The sequence below is a fragment of the Peribacillus sp. NPDC060253 genome (genome assembly GCF_042727425.1).
Classification (GTDB): domain Bacteria; phylum Bacillota; class Bacilli; order Bacillales; family DSM-1321; genus Peribacillus.
The window spans coordinates 1-17,618 of sequence record NZ_JBHXAS010000029.1; the positions used below are offsets into that span (position 1 = coordinate 1).

General features: G+C 39.6%; 16 protein-coding genes, 1 pseudogene and 1 riboswitch. Of the genes and pseudogenes, 10 read left to right on the top strand and 7 right to left on the bottom strand.

Translation table 11 applies throughout. The features are described 5' to 3' along the window. Positions 1–254: 254 nt before the first annotated feature. From ACFWE9_RS10155 to ACFWE9_RS10180, 6 genes are all read right to left on the bottom strand, one after another. A complete protein-coding gene (locus tag ACFWE9_RS10155) occupies positions 255–638 on the bottom strand; it encodes a hypothetical protein (RefSeq protein WP_377356629.1) in 384 nt (127 codons plus the stop codon). A gap of 221 nt (positions 639–859) precedes the next feature. Further along, a complete protein-coding gene (rluF, locus tag ACFWE9_RS10160) occupies positions 860–1,567 on the bottom strand; it encodes a 23S rRNA pseudouridine(2604) synthase RluF (RefSeq protein ID WP_377356631.1) in 708 nt (235 codons plus the stop codon). A gap of 101 nt (positions 1,568–1,668) precedes the next feature. Continuing rightward, positions 1,669–2,577, bottom strand: a complete 909-nt coding sequence (locus tag ACFWE9_RS10165) for a DMT family transporter (protein WP_230160951.1) — start codon at positions 2,575–2,577, stop codon at positions 1,669–1,671. A gap of 193 nt (positions 2,578–2,770) precedes the next feature. Further along, entirely contained in the window at positions 2,771–3,703 is a 933-nt protein-coding gene (locus ACFWE9_RS10170) for an aldo/keto reductase (protein WP_377356633.1), read from the bottom strand. Positions 3,704–3,829: 126 nt separating this feature from the next. After that, positions 3,830–4,015, bottom strand: coding sequence for a hypothetical protein (locus ACFWE9_RS10175; RefSeq protein ID WP_377356668.1), 186 nt, complete (start codon positions 4,013–4,015; stop codon positions 3,830–3,832). Beyond that, complete coding sequence (locus ACFWE9_RS10180; protein WP_356714977.1) at positions 3,957–4,163, bottom strand: branched-chain amino acid transport system II carrier protein; 207 nt, start codon at positions 4,161–4,163, stop codon at positions 3,957–3,959. Before ACFWE9_RS10180 ends, ACFWE9_RS10175 begins: the two co-directional genes overlap by 59 nt. Before the next feature lie 215 nt (positions 4,164–4,378). On the opposite strand from ACFWE9_RS10180, the gene ACFWE9_RS10185 reads away from it, so the two are divergent. The 8 genes and pseudogenes from ACFWE9_RS10185 (at position 4,379) to ACFWE9_RS10220 (ending at position 14,615) form a co-directional block, all read left to right on the top strand. Next, the gene (locus ACFWE9_RS10185; RefSeq protein ID WP_164468807.1) at positions 4,379–4,552 is read left to right on the top strand and encodes a hypothetical protein; all 174 of its coding nucleotides are present in this window, start codon (positions 4,379–4,381) and stop codon (positions 4,550–4,552) included. A 467-nt stretch (positions 4,553–5,019) separates the two neighbouring features. Further along, entirely contained in the window at positions 5,020–7,761 is a 2,742-nt protein-coding gene (locus ACFWE9_RS10190) for a GTPase domain-containing protein (RefSeq protein ID WP_230160955.1), read from the top strand. A 97-nt stretch (positions 7,762–7,858) separates the two neighbouring features. Next, positions 7,859–7,964, top strand: a riboswitch (SAM riboswitch). Between the two features lie 115 nt (positions 7,965–8,079). Next, positions 8,080–9,192 carry a sugar ABC transporter substrate-binding protein gene (locus tag ACFWE9_RS10195; RefSeq protein ID WP_377356635.1) on the top strand — a complete coding sequence of 371 codons (1,113 nt, stop codon included), beginning with the start codon at positions 8,080–8,082 and terminating at the stop codon, positions 9,190–9,192. A gap of 55 nt (positions 9,193–9,247) precedes the next feature. Further along, positions 9,248–10,750, top strand: a complete 1,503-nt coding sequence (locus tag ACFWE9_RS10200) for a sugar ABC transporter ATP-binding protein (protein WP_377356637.1) — start codon at positions 9,248–9,250, stop codon at positions 10,748–10,750. A 1-nt stretch (position 10,751) separates the two neighbouring features. Then, entirely contained in the window at positions 10,752–11,756 is a 1,005-nt protein-coding gene (locus ACFWE9_RS10205; RefSeq protein ID WP_377356639.1) for an ABC transporter permease, read from the top strand. A 480-nt stretch (positions 11,757–12,236) separates the two neighbouring features. Beyond that, positions 12,237–12,371 (top strand): annotated as a pseudogene (locus ACFWE9_RS10210) (hypothetical protein); the annotation flags it as partial. A 246-nt stretch (positions 12,372–12,617) separates the two neighbouring features. Continuing rightward, positions 12,618–13,601, top strand: a complete 984-nt coding sequence (locus ACFWE9_RS10215; protein ID WP_230160963.1) for a ketoacyl-ACP synthase III — start codon at positions 12,618–12,620, stop codon at positions 13,599–13,601. A 561-nt stretch (positions 13,602–14,162) separates the two neighbouring features. Beyond that, the gene (locus ACFWE9_RS10220; RefSeq protein ID WP_377356641.1) at positions 14,163–14,615 is read left to right on the top strand and encodes a helix-turn-helix domain-containing protein; all 453 of its coding nucleotides are present in this window, start codon (positions 14,163–14,165) and stop codon (positions 14,613–14,615) included. Between the two features lie 95 nt (positions 14,616–14,710). On the opposite strand, the gene ACFWE9_RS10225 is transcribed toward ACFWE9_RS10220, so the two are convergent. Further along, positions 14,711–15,067: a hydrolase gene (locus ACFWE9_RS10225; RefSeq protein ID WP_377356642.1), complete on the bottom strand. Its 357-nt coding sequence runs from the start codon at positions 15,065–15,067 to the stop codon at positions 14,711–14,713. A 169-nt stretch (positions 15,068–15,236) separates the two neighbouring features. Between ACFWE9_RS10225 and ACFWE9_RS10230 the strand changes: the two genes are divergently transcribed. Both ACFWE9_RS10230 and ACFWE9_RS10235 read left to right on the top strand, forming a co-directional pair. Then, positions 15,237–15,938: a hypothetical protein gene (locus ACFWE9_RS10230; protein ID WP_377356643.1), complete on the top strand. Its 702-nt coding sequence runs from the start codon at positions 15,237–15,239 to the stop codon at positions 15,936–15,938. A 200-nt stretch (positions 15,939–16,138) separates the two neighbouring features. Next, a complete protein-coding gene (locus ACFWE9_RS10235) occupies positions 16,139–17,374 on the top strand; it encodes a S1C family serine protease (protein ID WP_377356644.1) in 1,236 nt (411 codons plus the stop codon). Positions 17,375–17,618 lie beyond the last annotated feature (244 nt).

A 17,618-nucleotide genomic window follows, 5' to 3' on the forward strand; every position in this document is an offset into this window, starting at 1 on the left:
AGAGGGTTTTATAAAAAAGCGTAACCAAATAAGCAAAATGAAGGGGTTTGAGCTTACTCACGAGTAAAAACGCGAAACTCACGAGTAAAGTGGTGGAATTCACGAGTAAAAACGCGAAACTCACGAGTAAAGTGGTGAAATTCACGAGTAAATGATCAAAACTCACGAGTAAAGGCAATATTCGGCTGAAATAAAGCGGAAATGGTTGGTAGGATCCGCAAACTATCAGAAAAATTATGAAAATGAAGAGGGTTTTATAAAAAAAGCGTAACCAAATAAGCAAAAGGAGGGGGTTTGAGCTTATTCACGAGTAAAAGTGCAAAACTCACGAGTAAAGTGGTGGAACTCACGAGTAAATCAACGAAATTCACGAGTAAATGATCAAAACTTACGAGTAAAGGCAATATTCGGCTGAAATAAAGCGGAAATGGTTGGTAGGATCCGTAAACTATCGGCAAAATGATGAAAATGAAGAGGGTTTTATAAAAAAGCGTAACCAAATAAGCAAAATGAAGGGGTTTGAGCTTACTCACGAGTAAAAACGCGAAACTCACGAGTAAAGTGGTGAAATTCACGAGTAAAAGTGCAAAACTCACGAGTAAATCAACGAAATTCACGAGTAAATGATCAAAACTCACGAGTAAAGGCAATATTCGGCTGAAATAAAGCAGAAATGGTTGGTAGGATTCGCAAACTATCGGCAAAATGATGAAAATGAAGAGGGTTTTATAAAAAAGGCGTAACCAAATAAGCAAAATGGCGGGGTTTGAGCTTATTCACGAGTAAAAACGCGAAATTCACGAGTAAAGGCATAATGATCCCAAAAAAGATGCCCCCTATATAGGGGGCATCTCATTAATCATCTCTGCCTAGGGGTATAATTCAAGTCCGTAAATAGTTCGGTCAATTCATCCTTGGTAAGATCGCGCCATTGTCCGAGTGCCAGTCCGTCCAAATGGATGTTCATGATCCGGATTCGATGTAAATCACGGACTTCATAACCTAGCGCGGAGCACATACGGCGAATTTGTCTGTTCAGACCTTGCATCAAAGTGATGTTAAAAGTATATTTGTTCAGCTGCTTAACCTTGCAAGGAAGTGTTTTCGTATCCAGAATCTCCACGCCGGTTGACATGTCTTGAATGAAAGAGGCGGTAAGAGGCTTATCCACTGTTACGATATATTCCTTTTCATGCTTGTTCTCTGCGCGAAGGATTTCATTTACGATATCACCATCATTAGTAAGCAAAATCAGACCGCTTGAGTCTTTGTCCAGCCGGCCGATATGAAAAATGCGGAGCGGATGATTTACAAAATCAACAATATTTCCTTTAATATGTTTTTCCGTCGTACTAGTGATCCCGATTGGTTTATTCAGGGCAATATATACATTTTGCTGTTCCACTTTTATCGGCTTGCCATCTACACGAACATCATCGCCGGGTTCAGCTTGACTGCCAAGCTCAGCTACAGTGCCATTAATCGTCACACGGCCCTCGGCTATCCATTTATCGGCGCCTCGTCTCGAGGTAATTCCGGATTCACTGATATATTTATTGATCCTCAACTAAAGCACACCTTTACATTCAGATTTTCTTCTTTAAAGGATAACGTAAATCATGCTGCATAGACAAGGGGAAAAGACAAGAAAGCCTTCGGTGATAGATTTCAGGACATTTTTTTCATGGTCTTCGTGACTGCAGGATATTCCTTTTTCTTTTTACTTGTCAGATAGACGCCAGTGAAGACAAGGAGACCGCCTAGGATTTGGACAATGGTAATCGATTGACCTAGAATTAAACTTAGAATGGCGGTAAAGACAGCAATCAAATTCAGAAAAATGCCAGCCTGGCTTGCATTGATGTGACGAAGGGAAATATTCCAGAAAATAAAGGAACCGACGGATGGGAAGATTCCAATATATAAGAGACCTATGATCGCTTGACTGCTTAAATCAAAGCTCAGTCCCGAGCCAATGGCAAATGGAGTGACGAGAATCAATCCGAGAAATACAGAAACGGCTGTGGCTGAAATGATCGGAATGCTTTTCAATTTTTTGCCGATTATCGAATAGAAGGTCCAAACGAGAATCGCCAGGATCATCAATAGGTCGCCTTTATTATAAGTGAGCTGAAAAATTTCCAGAAGATGGCCCTTCGTTAACACCAATAAAACGCCGATTAAAGAAATGATAAGGCCGAGTGCATGATAGGATGTAATTTTCTCCTTTAACAGTAAGGCGGAAAAAAGTACAATTAAAGCAGGGTTAATGGAATTGACAAGAGCTGCATTCATGGAAGTTGTATAGGTCAAAGCCCAATAAAGGAAAAAATTATAACAAATGATACCGAGTACACCCATGACTAATAGTAATTTCCAGGCTTTCCATACACTCCTCCATTGTGGTTTCTCAATCCATTGTGCTAGAGGGAATAATAAGAAAACGGCAATTAGCCATCGGATGAATGTTAGTTGAATCGGGGAAAGCTCGGTCACAACGTATTTTCCGAAAATGTAATTACCGGCCCAGAACAAATTGGCCAATATTAGAAATAAGATGATAGTGGATTTTTTCATGAAGCAGCCTCTTTCTTAATTGATGGAATATTCACTAAATATAGCAAAGTTGAAGAACGTAAGCAAAGTACCAAAGGAAGACTTTAATGTTAATAGCCTTTGGGTTAGCACATTTTAAAAAAGGTTCAGGATGACATAGAAAAAAAGGAAAAAGCTGTTCAACTTGAGCTGAACAGCCTTTCCCTATCTACTTTTAAGCGAAAATGGCGCTGATTTCAGCGATTTCATCCATGGTTAGGTGGACATCCAATGCTTTAAAGTTGCGTGTGACTTGTTCTGGCTTTTTCGCTCCGGGAATCAGGACATCTATCGAGTGTCGAGTTAAGTACCAAGCTAGCACCACATCGGCGACATCGGCATTCTTCCTGTTGGCGATCGCTCTTACTTCTTCCACTTTTTGCAGGTTGCTTACGAAGGCCTGTCCTTGGAAAAGCGGACTTTTTGCACGTCCGTCCACGAATGTGGACTCTTGATTATATTTGCCGCCAAGCAGGCCTGAAGCAAGGGGAAAATAGGGAATGAAGGAGATGTTATTTTCGGCCGTATATGGCAGTAAGTCTTGTTCCGCCCCTCGTTTGAATAAATTGTATTCAGATTGCAGGACATCGACATAGCCGTCTTTATTTGCTTCTTTTAATTGCTCGAATGAAAAGTTGGAAACACCGATTGACTTGATTTTACCTGCATCTTTCAATTCCTTTAAGGCACCTACCGCTTCATCCTTTGGTGTATCTTCATCAGGGAAATGGATGTAGAATAAATCGATGTAATCGGTTTGAAGTCTTCTTAGACTTGAGTCCACTGCGTCTTTCAAAAAAGCGGGAGAGTTATCAAAGACGATATTGCCATCAACGAATTTATGGGCTCCTTTAGTGGCAAGGATTATATCCTCACGTTTGCCGGTCTCTTTTAGGATTTCACCGATAAGTTCTTCGGAACGCTCAGGACCGTAAATGAAAGCTGTATCCCAAAAGTTAATTCCCTGTTCCAATGCCGTTCTTAAAACATTTCTTCCTGTATCCTCGCTTAGATTAGGGAATAGATTATGTCCGCCAATGGCATTCGTGCCAAGGCCAATCGGATTTACATACAGATCTGTTTTACCAATACGGGTTTGCTTAGACATATTACTTCTCATCTCCTTTAACCACATCATAACAAAAAGTGGAAGGTGTTTTCCAAAATAAAGCAATGCAGGACATGCAAAAAGTAAGCAGATGATCTGTAAAATCATCTGCTCACTTCATTATCATCAGGTTTCGATTTCCAACTCCTCTGCAGGAGCTGTTTGTCCGATTTGACTGGACAGAAGGCCAAATGCAGTGTCTGCGAGTGCATGGATGATCCATTCCATACCATAGGCAGAAAAGGGAAGTGCATCACTCATTGCTTGCAAGTGTTCTAAACGTAAGCCGAATGCATTCAGGCCACCTATCAAAGCAAAATACTCCTGTAAAGGTCATTGCACTCCGGTATACCTTTTTTGGGGGGCTGAATCGACGGCTGAGGAATGTCAGGACAATCGTTAATGGAAAAGCCATCACAAGGAATAGTACCGATACTTTTAAAATTTGATTCAGACCCATGAAAGAATGAAACCGACGATTATTACAATCAGAATGACGGTTAGTCAATATAATTTATTATTATTCCTTTTTAAAGAGCAGGATATTAGTCCCCTGTTGACGAAACTTCCTTTATCCAGGGTGTTTTTTGAATGGGAATCGGATATAACTCCCTATTATCTTTCTAACCGCAACTATATTATAATAGAAGGCAGAACACTAAAGGAGATAACAGTATGTCTGAAAATAAAAAATTAAGCCTGGCGGATGCAGTCAAACAAAAACTGGCTCAAAAGCAAGCGGGATCAAGTAAAGATAAATTGGAAACGGGCGTTGTGAAGAAAACGAAACAACTTAAAAGCCAGTTGACCAAAAAGCCGAATAACCAACGTAAGCGTACAGGGGTATAATCCTAATTTGTCAAAGGACAACGACTGTTCGGAGCTTATCAGAGAGCAGTTACCTTTTTTGAATGAGGGTACTGCTTTTTTCTATGAACGCAAAAATGGGGATTTAGTAATGGACGAAGTAGATAGTTAACGGGCTGGCTTCTGGGAATTTAGAGGGGGAAAGAATGGTTCGCTCACCTCTATTTGATATGGATAAAAGCAGAAAAAACATATTTTCTCGAATATGGAAATGACATCTCTGTATCGGTTTATTAAAAACATTACATTTCTATTTGTTTCTGTTTTAAAATTGTAAGAGTGTTGACATGTTGTTACCATATTGTTTTGTTAAAATAATATTTTAAGGTTTTATAAATAATTTTCTTAACTAAAGGAAGCTATAAATTGGATGTAAGGTCTTTTAGAAGGCTTATCAAATCAGTGATTATCCTTTAATTGAAAATATGAAATATATCGGGGGAATAAAGATGGACGAACGTCTGATCGGAAAAAAATATTATGAAACGATGATTGAGGATTCCAGGAAGCACCCCATTCAAGCTTTGGGTGAAATGTTTCTCGTGGAACAAAAAAAGGAAAGAGCAGATTTAACGGCAATTCGATTTGCTCAGGGTGAAGTATATTTTCAGCACCACGACTATGAAGCAGCCATTTTTAAATGGGAAAACATAGAAGGGGAACTTGGTTCATGGGCAAAGAAAAACATCGCTGATGCTTATTTTGAACTGGAAATGTATTCAACCGCAGAGGATATCTATAAATCCGTCGATACGAGTGAAACGGTCTTGAAAACAGAAGTTCTTTTGCAACTGTTTTCACTGTACATAGTAGAATCCAGAAATGATCTGGCTTCCAAAGTGGTGAAAGAAGCAGTCGAGTTTCAACCGGACTACCCGAATGTCACGGAAATTGCACGCGCCTTTTTTGAAGAACAAAAGGATTGGAACAGTGCGGTGGTATTGGCGGCGAATGAAAGTATCCGTACAGAATCAATGGGCTGGTTCGATGTGCTGAAAACGTATATCCAGCAGGGTGTTGCCCAATCGATGGATCCGGATTATTTTTCAACGGTCCTAGGCTCGCTATACACACTCGACCAGGGGCGTTTCGAAAAGGTGACGGTTGCCCTTTGGAAAAATTATAAATATACGGATTCTTATTTCGAATGGCTAAGAGTGATTAATAACTTGATAGATACCATCGAATTAAACACCGCAGATGTATGGGATGAGCTATCCGTCTATTACCGGGATGCTTATGCAGGTCTGCTTGAAGGAACGCACCTAATCAAAGATCTAAGTCCTGTCGTGCCAAGATTGCTGGAAAACTGGCTGAAAATCGCAGATGGGGAGCTATCGCTGTTTGCAGCGGCATCCGCGTTGTCCTGGAATGAAATCTTCCCGGATACGATCAATGCGCTGGTCATTCAGGATGCAGAAAGTCTGTTAGTGAAATCCCCTAAATTGGGAGGCGGACTGGAAGCGGGGGAAAAATTATTCAATTCCATTATCCAGTGGGCTGATGAGAATGATTTAAGGGTTGGCAATAAGCTTAATTGGATGGTCGAGGGGCTTAAGGATACCGGAAATTTCAATCTTCTACTTGTGGGAAGTACAGGAAATGGCAAGACATCCTTTATTCAGTCAATTGTTGGTGAAAGTATTGCTGCCGAAGATCATTCGTCCCTAGTGAGTGTCAAAGACGGGGATGACTTGGAAATCCTCGAAATTACCGATACAGATCGCAAAGCTGTCATGGAGTTAACTGAATTGGATGAAACACGCCGTCAGCGCGGGACGATTGTCGATGTTACCCTTATCAGTGACTACCTGAGAAATAATCGTCTGCGATTATTGGATACACCGGGGTTCAATGGGGAAATAAGCGTAGAATCCGACTTCCAAAGCTATTTGCATGGCAGTGATGGACTGATGTTCGTTCTTGATGCCCGGGCGCCATTCACCGGAAGTGAACGGGACCTGTTATTGGAAATTCAAATGATGGCCCCGAAACTTCCGATTCATTTCTTATTAAATAAAATGGATACGATATACAGTGATCAAGTCGCAGTTAGAATGGAAGACGAAACGTGGGATAAAGTGAATGCATACTTCCCAAATGCGAAAGTATTCGCTTTCTCCAAACTTTATGACAGCAAGCAGCAATTGAAGGACCTTTCAGTTTTCCTTCAATCGAATTATCAAGATGATAATTGGAAAGAAAAAAGGTCTGAAAAAATCCTTGCTTTCATCCGTAAAACGTTATCTAACCTGTTAGAAAAACGGGCAGCTAATGAGCGTAAATGTGAGCACTCCATTTCTTGGAATGAACAGATGGAAATCAAACTGAATGGAGCGGTCAATCAACTGGCTGATTTGGAAAAAGAAAAAAGTGAGAATATCATAAGGTCATATCGTTCGCTTAAAGATGAAGTGAAAAATCAACTTTATTCCAAAATTCCTGAATTACTGAGGGATTGTTCTAAATCGTTAACGGAGAGCAGTGATTTCAGTCAGGTCCATATACAGTTAAACCAGGAAATGAATGATCGGATCCAAGCATTCATATCTGATAAAATCATGCCGCAGTATTACCGTTCTCTTCAAGATTGGATTGCCAGTTCCCAAATGGAATTCACACAAAGCCAACAATTTATGGATGAGATGAGTGCTGGTTTCAATGAATTATACAAAGAAGAACGAATTACGCTTGCAGGTGACTTCAGAGTATTGGATGATTGGCGTCGTGATGCCGATCGGATGACAAGCAGTATCCGCATCGATGACGTTAATATCCTTATGCGCAGGACTCCATCACAATTGCTGCTTAAAGGAGCAGGAAAGCTGTTTGGGGCGATACCGCAAAATAAAGCCAATATGTACAATCGTTATAAGAAATACCTGGAAAGTGAAGATTACCTGGATGTTGCTGAGATGATCACGGAACGTTTCCTTACCCAATTCGGGTTGTTTGAAAAATCCCTGGATCGTGACATTTCACTTTTCTATCGCAGTTCATTTGCCTTACTTCAAAAAACAATTGAACAAACGCAGACTGAAATTAAAGACTACCAGGCAGCATTGGAGCATATGAAAGAAAATCCGGAAGTTTACCGTGACCCGATCACTTTGTATGAAGTGAAGTTACGTCAGTTGGAGAGACTTGAAAAAATTGAGAAAAAACGTCTAGCCCAACTGCAAAGAAAATAAAAAATAAATAGAAACATTTCAAATATTCAAAAATCTATTGACTTTATGACTATATCCCGATAAAGTGATAATTACAAAAAACGTATCACAATATATTCTCTTATCAAGAGTGGCGGAGGGACTGGCCCTAAGATGCCCAGCAACCGTTCCATTAGGAATTGGTGCTAAATCCTGCAAAACAGAAATGTTTTGACAGATAAGAGAGGGACAAGTCTGCAAATCAGCTGATTAAACCTCTCTATACTAGAGAGGTTTTTATTTTAGGATTTTCACCAACTAGATTGATGAGAATAATAAGATATTTTAGGGGGAAACAAGATGAGAAGGTCTATAAAAGGGGTATTCGTTTCAGCCATCGCTTCGGCTTTGCTATTAACGGGGTGCTCAACAGGGCAGAGTTCTACAGAAGCGAAGAAAGAAGAAAAGGTATCATTTGAAAATGTACCGGAAAGATTTGCTGAAGGGGAAGGAGCCAAAATCAAAGTGATCCGTAAAATTGGCGGAGATGATCATACGGCTCAATACTTAGCTGGAGCGAAGGAAGAAGGAGAAGATTTAGGATTTCAAGTGGATACATATACAGCCAATGGAGATACGGCTAAATTCCATGATGCCATCGCCCAGGCTTTGGAGGAAGATTATGACGGCTATATCATCTCCCATGGGGATGATGCAGCGACAGTGAATGACGTTCAAAAGTTGGTTGATGCAGGTAAAAGCGTTGTCACCTTCGATTCTATTAGTGATCTATCCAAAATAGACGGTGTGACATTAACATCACAGGATGATGAAGCACTGGCAACACTCGCTTTTGATAAATTGATAGAAGAACAGAAAGGTAAAGCTTCAATTGCCTATCTTTGGGTGGATGGTTTCCCTCCAATGGTAAGACGAAACGCAGTCTATCAGGAAAAATTAAAAGAAAATCCTGGGATTAAAGAAGTCGAAAGATTCGGAGTGGCATCAGCTGATACTTCCGTTCAGACACAGAATGCAGTAGCTGCAATGCTGAATAAATACCCTAAAGGAAAATTGGATGCAATATTTGCAACATGGGATGCCTTCGCTATCGGAGCGGCTCGGGCTATTAAAGAAGCAGGCCGGGATGAAGTGAAGATATATGGAATTGATGTATCAAATGCAGATCTTCAGGAAATCCAATCAGCTGATAGCTCATGGGACTACACGGCAGCAGTCGATCCCAAATTGATCGGTGCAGTGAATATGAGGTTATTGGCAAAAAAATTAGCGGGAGAAGAAACGCCGCAAACATATGACTTAAAGGCTTCACTAATTTCACAAAAGCAAATCCAAGCTTCAAAAGAAGCGGTAAACATGTCCAATCTATCTGGTATTGTCGATGGCTGGGGTGTATCAGAGGAATTTGAAGAGGATTGGATGAAAGTTTTGAAAGACCATTATAAAAAGTAAAAAGAGGCACTCTCTTTCAGTAGAAGGGAGTGTCTGTTCAATAGGGGGGATGGACATGGGCACACAACTAGAAATGAAGAAGATCTCGATTGAGTTTCCGGGGGTAAAGGCGCTAAGTGAAGTTGATTTTTCTGTACAATCAGGGACAGCACATGCATTGGTCGGTGCAAACGGAGCAGGGAAATCGACGTTAATGAAAGTTTTATCAGGAGCTCATGTTCATTATTCAGGTGATATTTTTTTGAATGGGATGAAGCAGGATATCCGTTCGCCAAAGAAGGCGCAGGAACAAGGCATTCAAATTGTGCATCAGGAAGTAGATACCGTACTGATCCCTAATTTAACGGTTGGGGAAAATGTAATGCTGAATGATATGGTCCAAAACATGGGCAAAAAACAGATGGTCCATTGGAAAGAGCTGCACAACAAAGCCTCTTATATTCTTGATGATATGAAAATTCGTGTCTCTTCGAAAAAGCTGGTAAGAGACCTTACCTTGGCTGAAAAACAGATGGTCCTGATAGCGCGGGCCGTTTCGACAGAATGCAAATTCTTGATTCTCGATGAACCAACTGCTCCGTTAAGTCATACGGAGACGACAGAACTTTTTCGAATTGTAAATGAATTAAAGCAAAAAGGTGTGGGAATCATTTTCATTTCCCATCGTCTCCCTGAGATATTTGAAATCTGTGAGGAAATTACGATCATGAGGAATGGAGAGCGTGTCACTTGTCGAAAAATGGAGGAAATCACCCGAACCGAAGTGGTCGAGAGTATGCTCGGGAAAACCATGGATGAGCAGTTCCCTGAAGTGAATTCTTCGATTGGACAGGTTGTACTGGAAGTGAAGGGATTGTCAGATGCAGCGAAAGTTAAAAATGTTAGCCTTCATCTAAAGGCAGGCGAGATAATCGGCTTGGCAGGGCTGGTCGGGGCTGGGAAAACGGAGCTGTGTAAAGCCCTTTTCGGTCATACTTCGATCACAGCGGGTGAAGTCGTCCTGAATGGCCGAAAACTTACTTTGAAATCGCCGCATCATGCAGTGAAAAGCGGACTAGCACTAGTACCGGAGGAACGCAGGAAAGAAGGGGTCCTTGTTCAGGAAACGGTCACGGCAAACTTGACTGCAGCCAGTATCGGCAAATTCTGCAAGTCATTCAGCTTCGTGGATCGTAAGGCCGAAAAAGAAAAAGCGAAAGAACTGATTGCGAGCCTTGGCATTAAAACTCCTTCAGGGGAAGTGAGAGTCGAAAACCTTTCAGGTGGTAACCAGCAAAAAGTTGCCATTGGAAAGTGGCTATTAGCCGATGCGGATGTATATATATTCGATGAACCCACAAAAGGGGTCGATGTTGGAGCTAAGAAGGATATATTCGAATTGATTTCACAGCTTGCGAGAAATGGGAAAGCCATCATATATGCATCATCCGAACTTTCCGAAATCATGGGCATTACCAATCGGACATATGTGTTATATGACGGGAGCACTGTCATCGAATTAGAAACGAGCAAAACCAGCGAAGAAGAACTATTATTCTATTCTACAGGAGGAAAATAGGATGAGCGCACCCATTCCTGTTACACAGACAGCGAAGGCAAAGAAAAAAGTGGACTTGTTCGACTTTTTCTATAAATACGGCACAATATTGACAATCATCATTTTGATTGGAATCTTTACCCTGTCCAATCCATCTTTCATTCAAACTAATAACCTGATTAACATTCTACGTTCCATATCAATCGTTACCATCATTGCGATCGGTATTACGATATCCTTAACGGTGGATGGCTTCGACCTTTCCGTCGGTTCTGTCGCATCATTGGCAAATGCTATCGTTATATCAATGTTCGTCTGGTTTTCTCAGGATACATTGATTGCCATTTTAGCCGCAATCGGTGCTTCAATTGTCGTAGGGGCCTTGAATTCATTTATGATCGTTAAATTGAGAATCCCTGATATGCTGATGACATTGGCTACTATGTTCATTATCCAGGGCATTGCCCTTACCTATACAAAAGGGGCGACGGTTTCGCAAAATATGGTCATGCCCGATGGAACATTTGCAACTGGACTGATCAGCCCGCTTTTCGCGAAAATTGGGCAGGTACCATGGATCATATTGATCATGGCAATCATTGTGATAACGACCCATATCTTTTTGACTTATACGAAGCATGGTCGCTATATGTACATTATTGGGGGAAATAAGGAAGCGGCGAGACTTTCCGGGATATCGGTAAATAAATACAAAGTGCTTGCCTATCTGCTTTCAGCACTACTTGCGGCGATTGGGGGAATTGTCCTTGCTTCAAGGGTCATGACATCAGAAATCAATTCAGGATCCCCCTATTTAATGGATGCTGTTGCAGCAGCCTTCATTGGTTCCTCCGTTTTAGGAGCGGGAAAACCAAATGCCTTTGGAACATTTGTTGGTGCAGTTCTTATCGGAATCCTTCAAAATGGGCTGATCATGATGTCTGTGCCCTATTATGCGATGGATATCGTCAAAGGTACAGTGCTGGCACTTGCGCTCGCGGTAACCTATTACAAACAAAAACACTGAAAATGAATTCGTGACGTTTATACAAAGATTCCTATATGCATGCAATCAAAATAAAAGAGAATCGTGTAATTGTGAATTTCGAATAAATATTGATGGAAATCCTGTTGGACATACAACAGGATTTTTCCTTTTTCAATTAAAGGGGCGGGAGATGGATATATGGTCATCATAACTCATTTAATCCATTGAGGCAGTTGAGTATATCAAAAATGCTTGAAACTTACAGTTATTTATCACGTTATATAGGTAAGAAAGGGTGTGGAATAAAGAGTTTATGGAAGGGATTTTTGTTTTAATTGTGATGATTTTAACTTAAATGATAGGTTGTTCTAAATCGAGAACCGATAATGAAGATGAACCTTTCAAATCAGCACAAACAGACATAGGAAGCAAGCACGATGGTATAGAGAACTTAACAAGGCTTAAAGAATATATTCAAAATGTAAGTAAAGAGGAAGAGGATAAGAACGGGCAGTTTTCTATACTAAAGAAGGAGACGCGATTATTAGTGATATAACATTTAATGCAGAAACGCTGGGAGCGACGAGTGACACGACAAGAGACGAATATGGAGGTAATTCAATTAAACACATCAGTGCAAAACTATCGAAGTGATTAAGAATGAGAACAACCAAGATGAGTATGTTTTAACAGGATGTTCTGGCTACGATATACCTTACTATTTAGGAGCAGAGTCTTCTTATATTATCAATTGCGATCGTTCTTTGTCGTTCAGCTCTTTTTCTTATGGAATTAAAGGGAACGGTTAGTTGCATAAGATTTTTTTTGCTTTATAATTAGTACCAACTATTAATATCAAGTATAAAAATGATGCGAATCATAACACGAGGTGGTTATTCTATGTTCAAATCCAAAGCACGTATTACTGCAATAGGTTCGTATGTTCCAGAAAAAAGGTTAACAAATAAAGACTTAGAAAAAATGGTTGAAACCAATGATGAATGGATTGTTAAACGTACTGGTATTAAAGAACGAAGAATTGCACATGAAGAAGAGTTTACTAGTGATATAAGTTATAAAGCTGTACAGGATTTAATGGAACGGTATGATAAATCTGTCGAAGACGTTGATATGATTATTGTCTGTACCTTTACACCAGATTTCAACACTCCAAGTGTAGCGTCTTTAGTCCAAGCAAAGCTAGGAATTAAGAATACTGGAGCTATTGATTTAAATGCTGCTTGTGCAGGATTTACTTATGGGTTGCATGTAGCTAATGGATTAGTAACATCTGGTTTAAACAAGAAAATTCTTGTTATTGGAGCTGATACTTTATCTAAAATTATGGACTATGAAGATCGGGCCACTTGTATTTTATTTGGAGATGGTGGAGGAGCAGTTCTTGTAGAATACGATGAACAACAACCAAGTTTTATTTCTTCACATTTATATTCGGAAGGAGAAGGCGGAAAAAATTTATATAGTACAAACCTTTCGACACGTATAAATGGTGAAGACTTAAATAATAGTGGTAACCTTGTACAAAATGGACGTGAGGTTTATAAATGGGCTGTTACTACTGTTCCAAAAGGAATGCAAACTGTGATGAAAAATACTGAAATTCATTTGAATGATGTTGATTGGTTTGTTCCGCATAGTGCAAATTTAAGAATGATTGAGTCAATATGTGATAGAAGTGGTTTTCCAATAGAGCGTACATTAAATAGCTTAGTGGAGTATGGAAATACTTCCTCAGCAACCATACCATTATCCTTAGATAAAGGAGTAATTGAAGGAAAACTCAGTAATGGTGAGAAGATTTTATTATATGGTTTCGGTGGTGGTTTAGCTCAAGCTGGATTGCTTATCAATTGGACTCTATAACGCTTTTTCTTCAACTATGGCTGAGTTTAAAGTATAATGCAAAGAAACTTTAGACAAATTATGAGGAAATGATTTCTTCTATAAAGAACCGTTTGTGCTATGCTTTGATTCTCAAATTTATACTCACGGAATCATCCTGAAGAATGGTCAAAGGTCAAAAGCAAAAAATGCTTCGTGAATTTAAACAAGCGGGGATTACACCGATAAAAAAAAGCCTTGTCTATACAAGGCTTTTTTTATTAAAGTCAATTGGTTAATTCTTGATATATGTGTTAGTAAGATGGTTTATTGGATTAAAAAATTATATGATTAAGTAGCTGCTTACATAGCTGCTTTTTTTGTTATATCCAAAGTCTTGGCCACTTTTTTGATGACTGGCTGCAACTTCTTTTTTAGTTTTAACTTTCTACAGCAGTTCCGGAAAATTAAACGGATACCCTTGTTATATCAAGGTTTTCCTCGGTGTCACTCATAAGTTGCATAGTAATGCACTTATTACTATCTTTACTTTGCATAATTCATCTCACAATACTAGGAGTAAGGAAAGGCGATGAACTCACAATGAATTTTAGCGAACGATTAAAAAAAGAACGAGAAAAAAGAAATTGGTCACAAACTGATCTTGCAGAGAAGATTCATGTGAGTCGCCAATCTGTGTCCAAATGGGAAACAGGAAAAAACTATCCAAGTATTGAAGTACTCATTAATTTAAGTGATTTATTTCATATTACGATAGATGAATTATTAAGGAGTGATGAGGAATTGAAAGAAAAAATAATACGAGAAAGTAAGCAGTTAGCATTTCCAAAAAGGAAATTATTTTTTGATACCGTGTTATTACTAGGAGCATTTTTGTTAGTGTCTAAATTAATTATTTTTGGTCTTAACAAATTTGTTGGCACAGATATTACAATTTTGGAAAGTATGCCAGCTGTGTCGAATTTTTTACCATTAGCTTTGATGGTCATTGGTGGTATTGGTTCAGAATATTTGAAAGATAAATATGTAGATTGAAGGACTTTACCTACGAACATTTCATATATATCCCTTTTAGGAGTCTTATCATAAAAGAACAGAACCTTAGAATGTCAGGTTCTGTTCATATTTTTTTATTTGAATTTTTGCACTTCTTCATTGCCCTCGAATTTGTTATCCTTCAATATGCCGATTTCTTCAATATGGTTTCGGGCCGTTTTATCGCCTAATTTATATATGAGGGCATAAAGCCTTTTCATGGCTGCATCGTATTTATCATTTGCCCGGTCATGATGATAGAGAAGATATGGAACATGTGAACGGGCATATGCCTCCAAGTCATCTGTCCGATGTTCCTCTAAGCATTGTTTCAATTCTGCGAGTTCCTCATCTGTTGCGTGTATGGTGAAGCTCGGGTTCTCTTCAAGTTTTTGTCCGAGTACGTCGCCGCTGACCAAATCGACATGATAGGTCTGTTTTTCCTGCATCATTCTGCACATCATCCTTTCATACGTTTATTGATGCTGTACCACTATTTGTAAAAAGTTAATCATAAAAGTAAACATTTCCTTAATGAAATTGAGGTATCGGATTTCTAATAAAATGGTTTAAGATTAGAATAATATGGAAGAGTACTTTGGGAAAGTGAGGAGGGATATAGTGAAGAGATCAATCATGGTTATTTTTTTGGTGTTGATTACTTCAGGATGCGTAACCAGGAATTATGATTCCAATATGGATTTAGGGAAAAGTCAGTTGAATGAGGAGAATTATGTAGAAGCCCACGAGGCATTTGAATTAGCTTATAAAGAAGCAAAAACACCGGAATCAAGAGAGTTAATGGATCTTTCAGGTTTTCTGGCGAGTGGAATGAAGAAATACGACGAACAGGATTTTGATTCGGCCAAAGGAGATTTTGAAGAAGCAACCGCATATAAGGCAAAATACCAGGAAGGTAAACGGATGGTTTTAAAGGCGGGGGACATGCATCCGGTATCAGATTCCGCCACGATAGAAACAGCAGAGGGGAATGATGAAGCGGAGCAGGTTGAGGAAGCAAATGAGGACGGGACCATTACATCCAAAATAGATGATAAGGCGGCAATGGATACAAAAGGAAAAGAAGGGAGTAAGGGGTCAGTTAGTACATTAAGTAAATCTCAAGCGGAGAAACTTGTTAAAGATTACGTGGACATGGAAAACTTTCCGCATTTGCAAATCGAATATGATCATGATGACAAAAAGGGAAATTACATTTTTCAAGTGTTCGAAATGGATAGCAGTCAGAAAAGTGGCCACAATGCTATTTGGGGCTGGTATGGCGTGAATAAAAAGACAAAAGAAGTTTATGAAGTCATGTAAGGATAATTGAATGGTCGAATTGAAAAGGGGCCCTGTTGAGGTCTCTTTATTTTGTGATTAGGCGACATGAACGGAGCAGGATTCGATGGAAAAACCTATTTTTTTAAAAAAAGTTGACTCTTTCTTTATTTCTTAAGAATTTTTTAATATTTCCTGTTTATGATTGAAGCAAGTAAAGGACATTCACAGGAGGGATTAAGATGGAGAATTATGATGGTGATGAGCAAGTCAGGGTGAAGGAAGAACGGAAAAAGGGCAAATCTCTTTGGCTAACTAGCCTTGTTTCTGGGACAATTGCTTCCATGGTTACATCTTCTGTATTTGTATTTGGCGGGGACTTTATTGATCAAGGGAAAAACTCAATGAATGAGTCAACCCAAACGGCAGGGGTAGAGCAAACGGAAAGAGTGGAAAAGAATAGAAGTGTCAATGCAGAAAAGTTATCGACAAGTTCAGATTCAAATGATCGGGCAGATATGGTTGAATCAGCTTCCAAATCGATCGTAGGGGTCGTGAATTTACAAGAGGTGCAAAATCAGTACCCCTTCCAGCAGCAAAGCACGAAAAGTGAAACGGTTGAGAGCGGCACTGGTTCAGGGGTCATTTATAAAAAAGATAATGGGAAGGCTTATATCATCACGAACAATCATGTAATCGAAGGTGCTAAGGAAGTCGAAATTTCATTGTATGATGGACAAAAGGCGACGGCAGAGGTTGTCGGCGCTGATGCTTTGACGGACCTGGCGGTTTTGACAATCGATGCCTCGAAAGCACCAGAGGGAATTAATTTCGGGGATTCAGATAGCATACGTCCAGGCGAAGAAGTATTGGCCATTGGTAACCCTCTTGGACTTGATTTTTCACGTTCTGTTACTCAAGGGATCGTCAGTGCGACCGGGCGCTCCATTTCAGTCGATACATCGGACGGGGAGTGGGAACTGGATGTCCTTCAAACGGATGCGGCGATTAACCCTGGCAATAGCGGTGGTGCATTGATCAACACGGCTGGCGAAGTAATCGGCATAAACAGTCTGAAAATCTCCGAAAGCGGTGTCGAAGGCCTAGGGTTTGCCATACCGAGCAATGATGTAATTCCAATTGTAACGGAGCTTATTGAAAACGGAAAAATCACACGGCCTTATTTAGGAGTGAGTCTGGCAAGTATAGAAGAGCTGCCGCAGTATTCCCTTCAAAATATACCTGAAGCTGCAAAAACAGGTGTGATGATTACGAGCATAGAATCAGGATCGGCTGCAGAGAATGGAGGTCTTAAGCAACAGGACATCATCGTGGAGATTGATGGAACGAAAATCAATTCCGCTGCAGAATTAAGGAAACACTTATACACAAATAAGAAAATCGGCGATAAAGTAAAGGTTAAGGTGTATAGGGGGACGGAAGAGAAAACGGTAACGATAACATTACAGAAATCATAGAATGTAGTTTGACCCCTGATATGCTTCAGGGGTTTTTTCTTTGTAAATGATAGTAAAAGAAATGGTATAGAAAAGGATAATATAGGGAAAAATGATAGTGTATTTATCCTGTTTTATTAATTTTCTGTATAGTCTTAAATGCCTAAAAGCCTGGTGTAATCAGTTTAATTTGTCAAGGTTTTCATTGAGAATATATTGAAAATTATAAAAAGTTTGACAAATTTGTGAATTGTCATAAAATAGA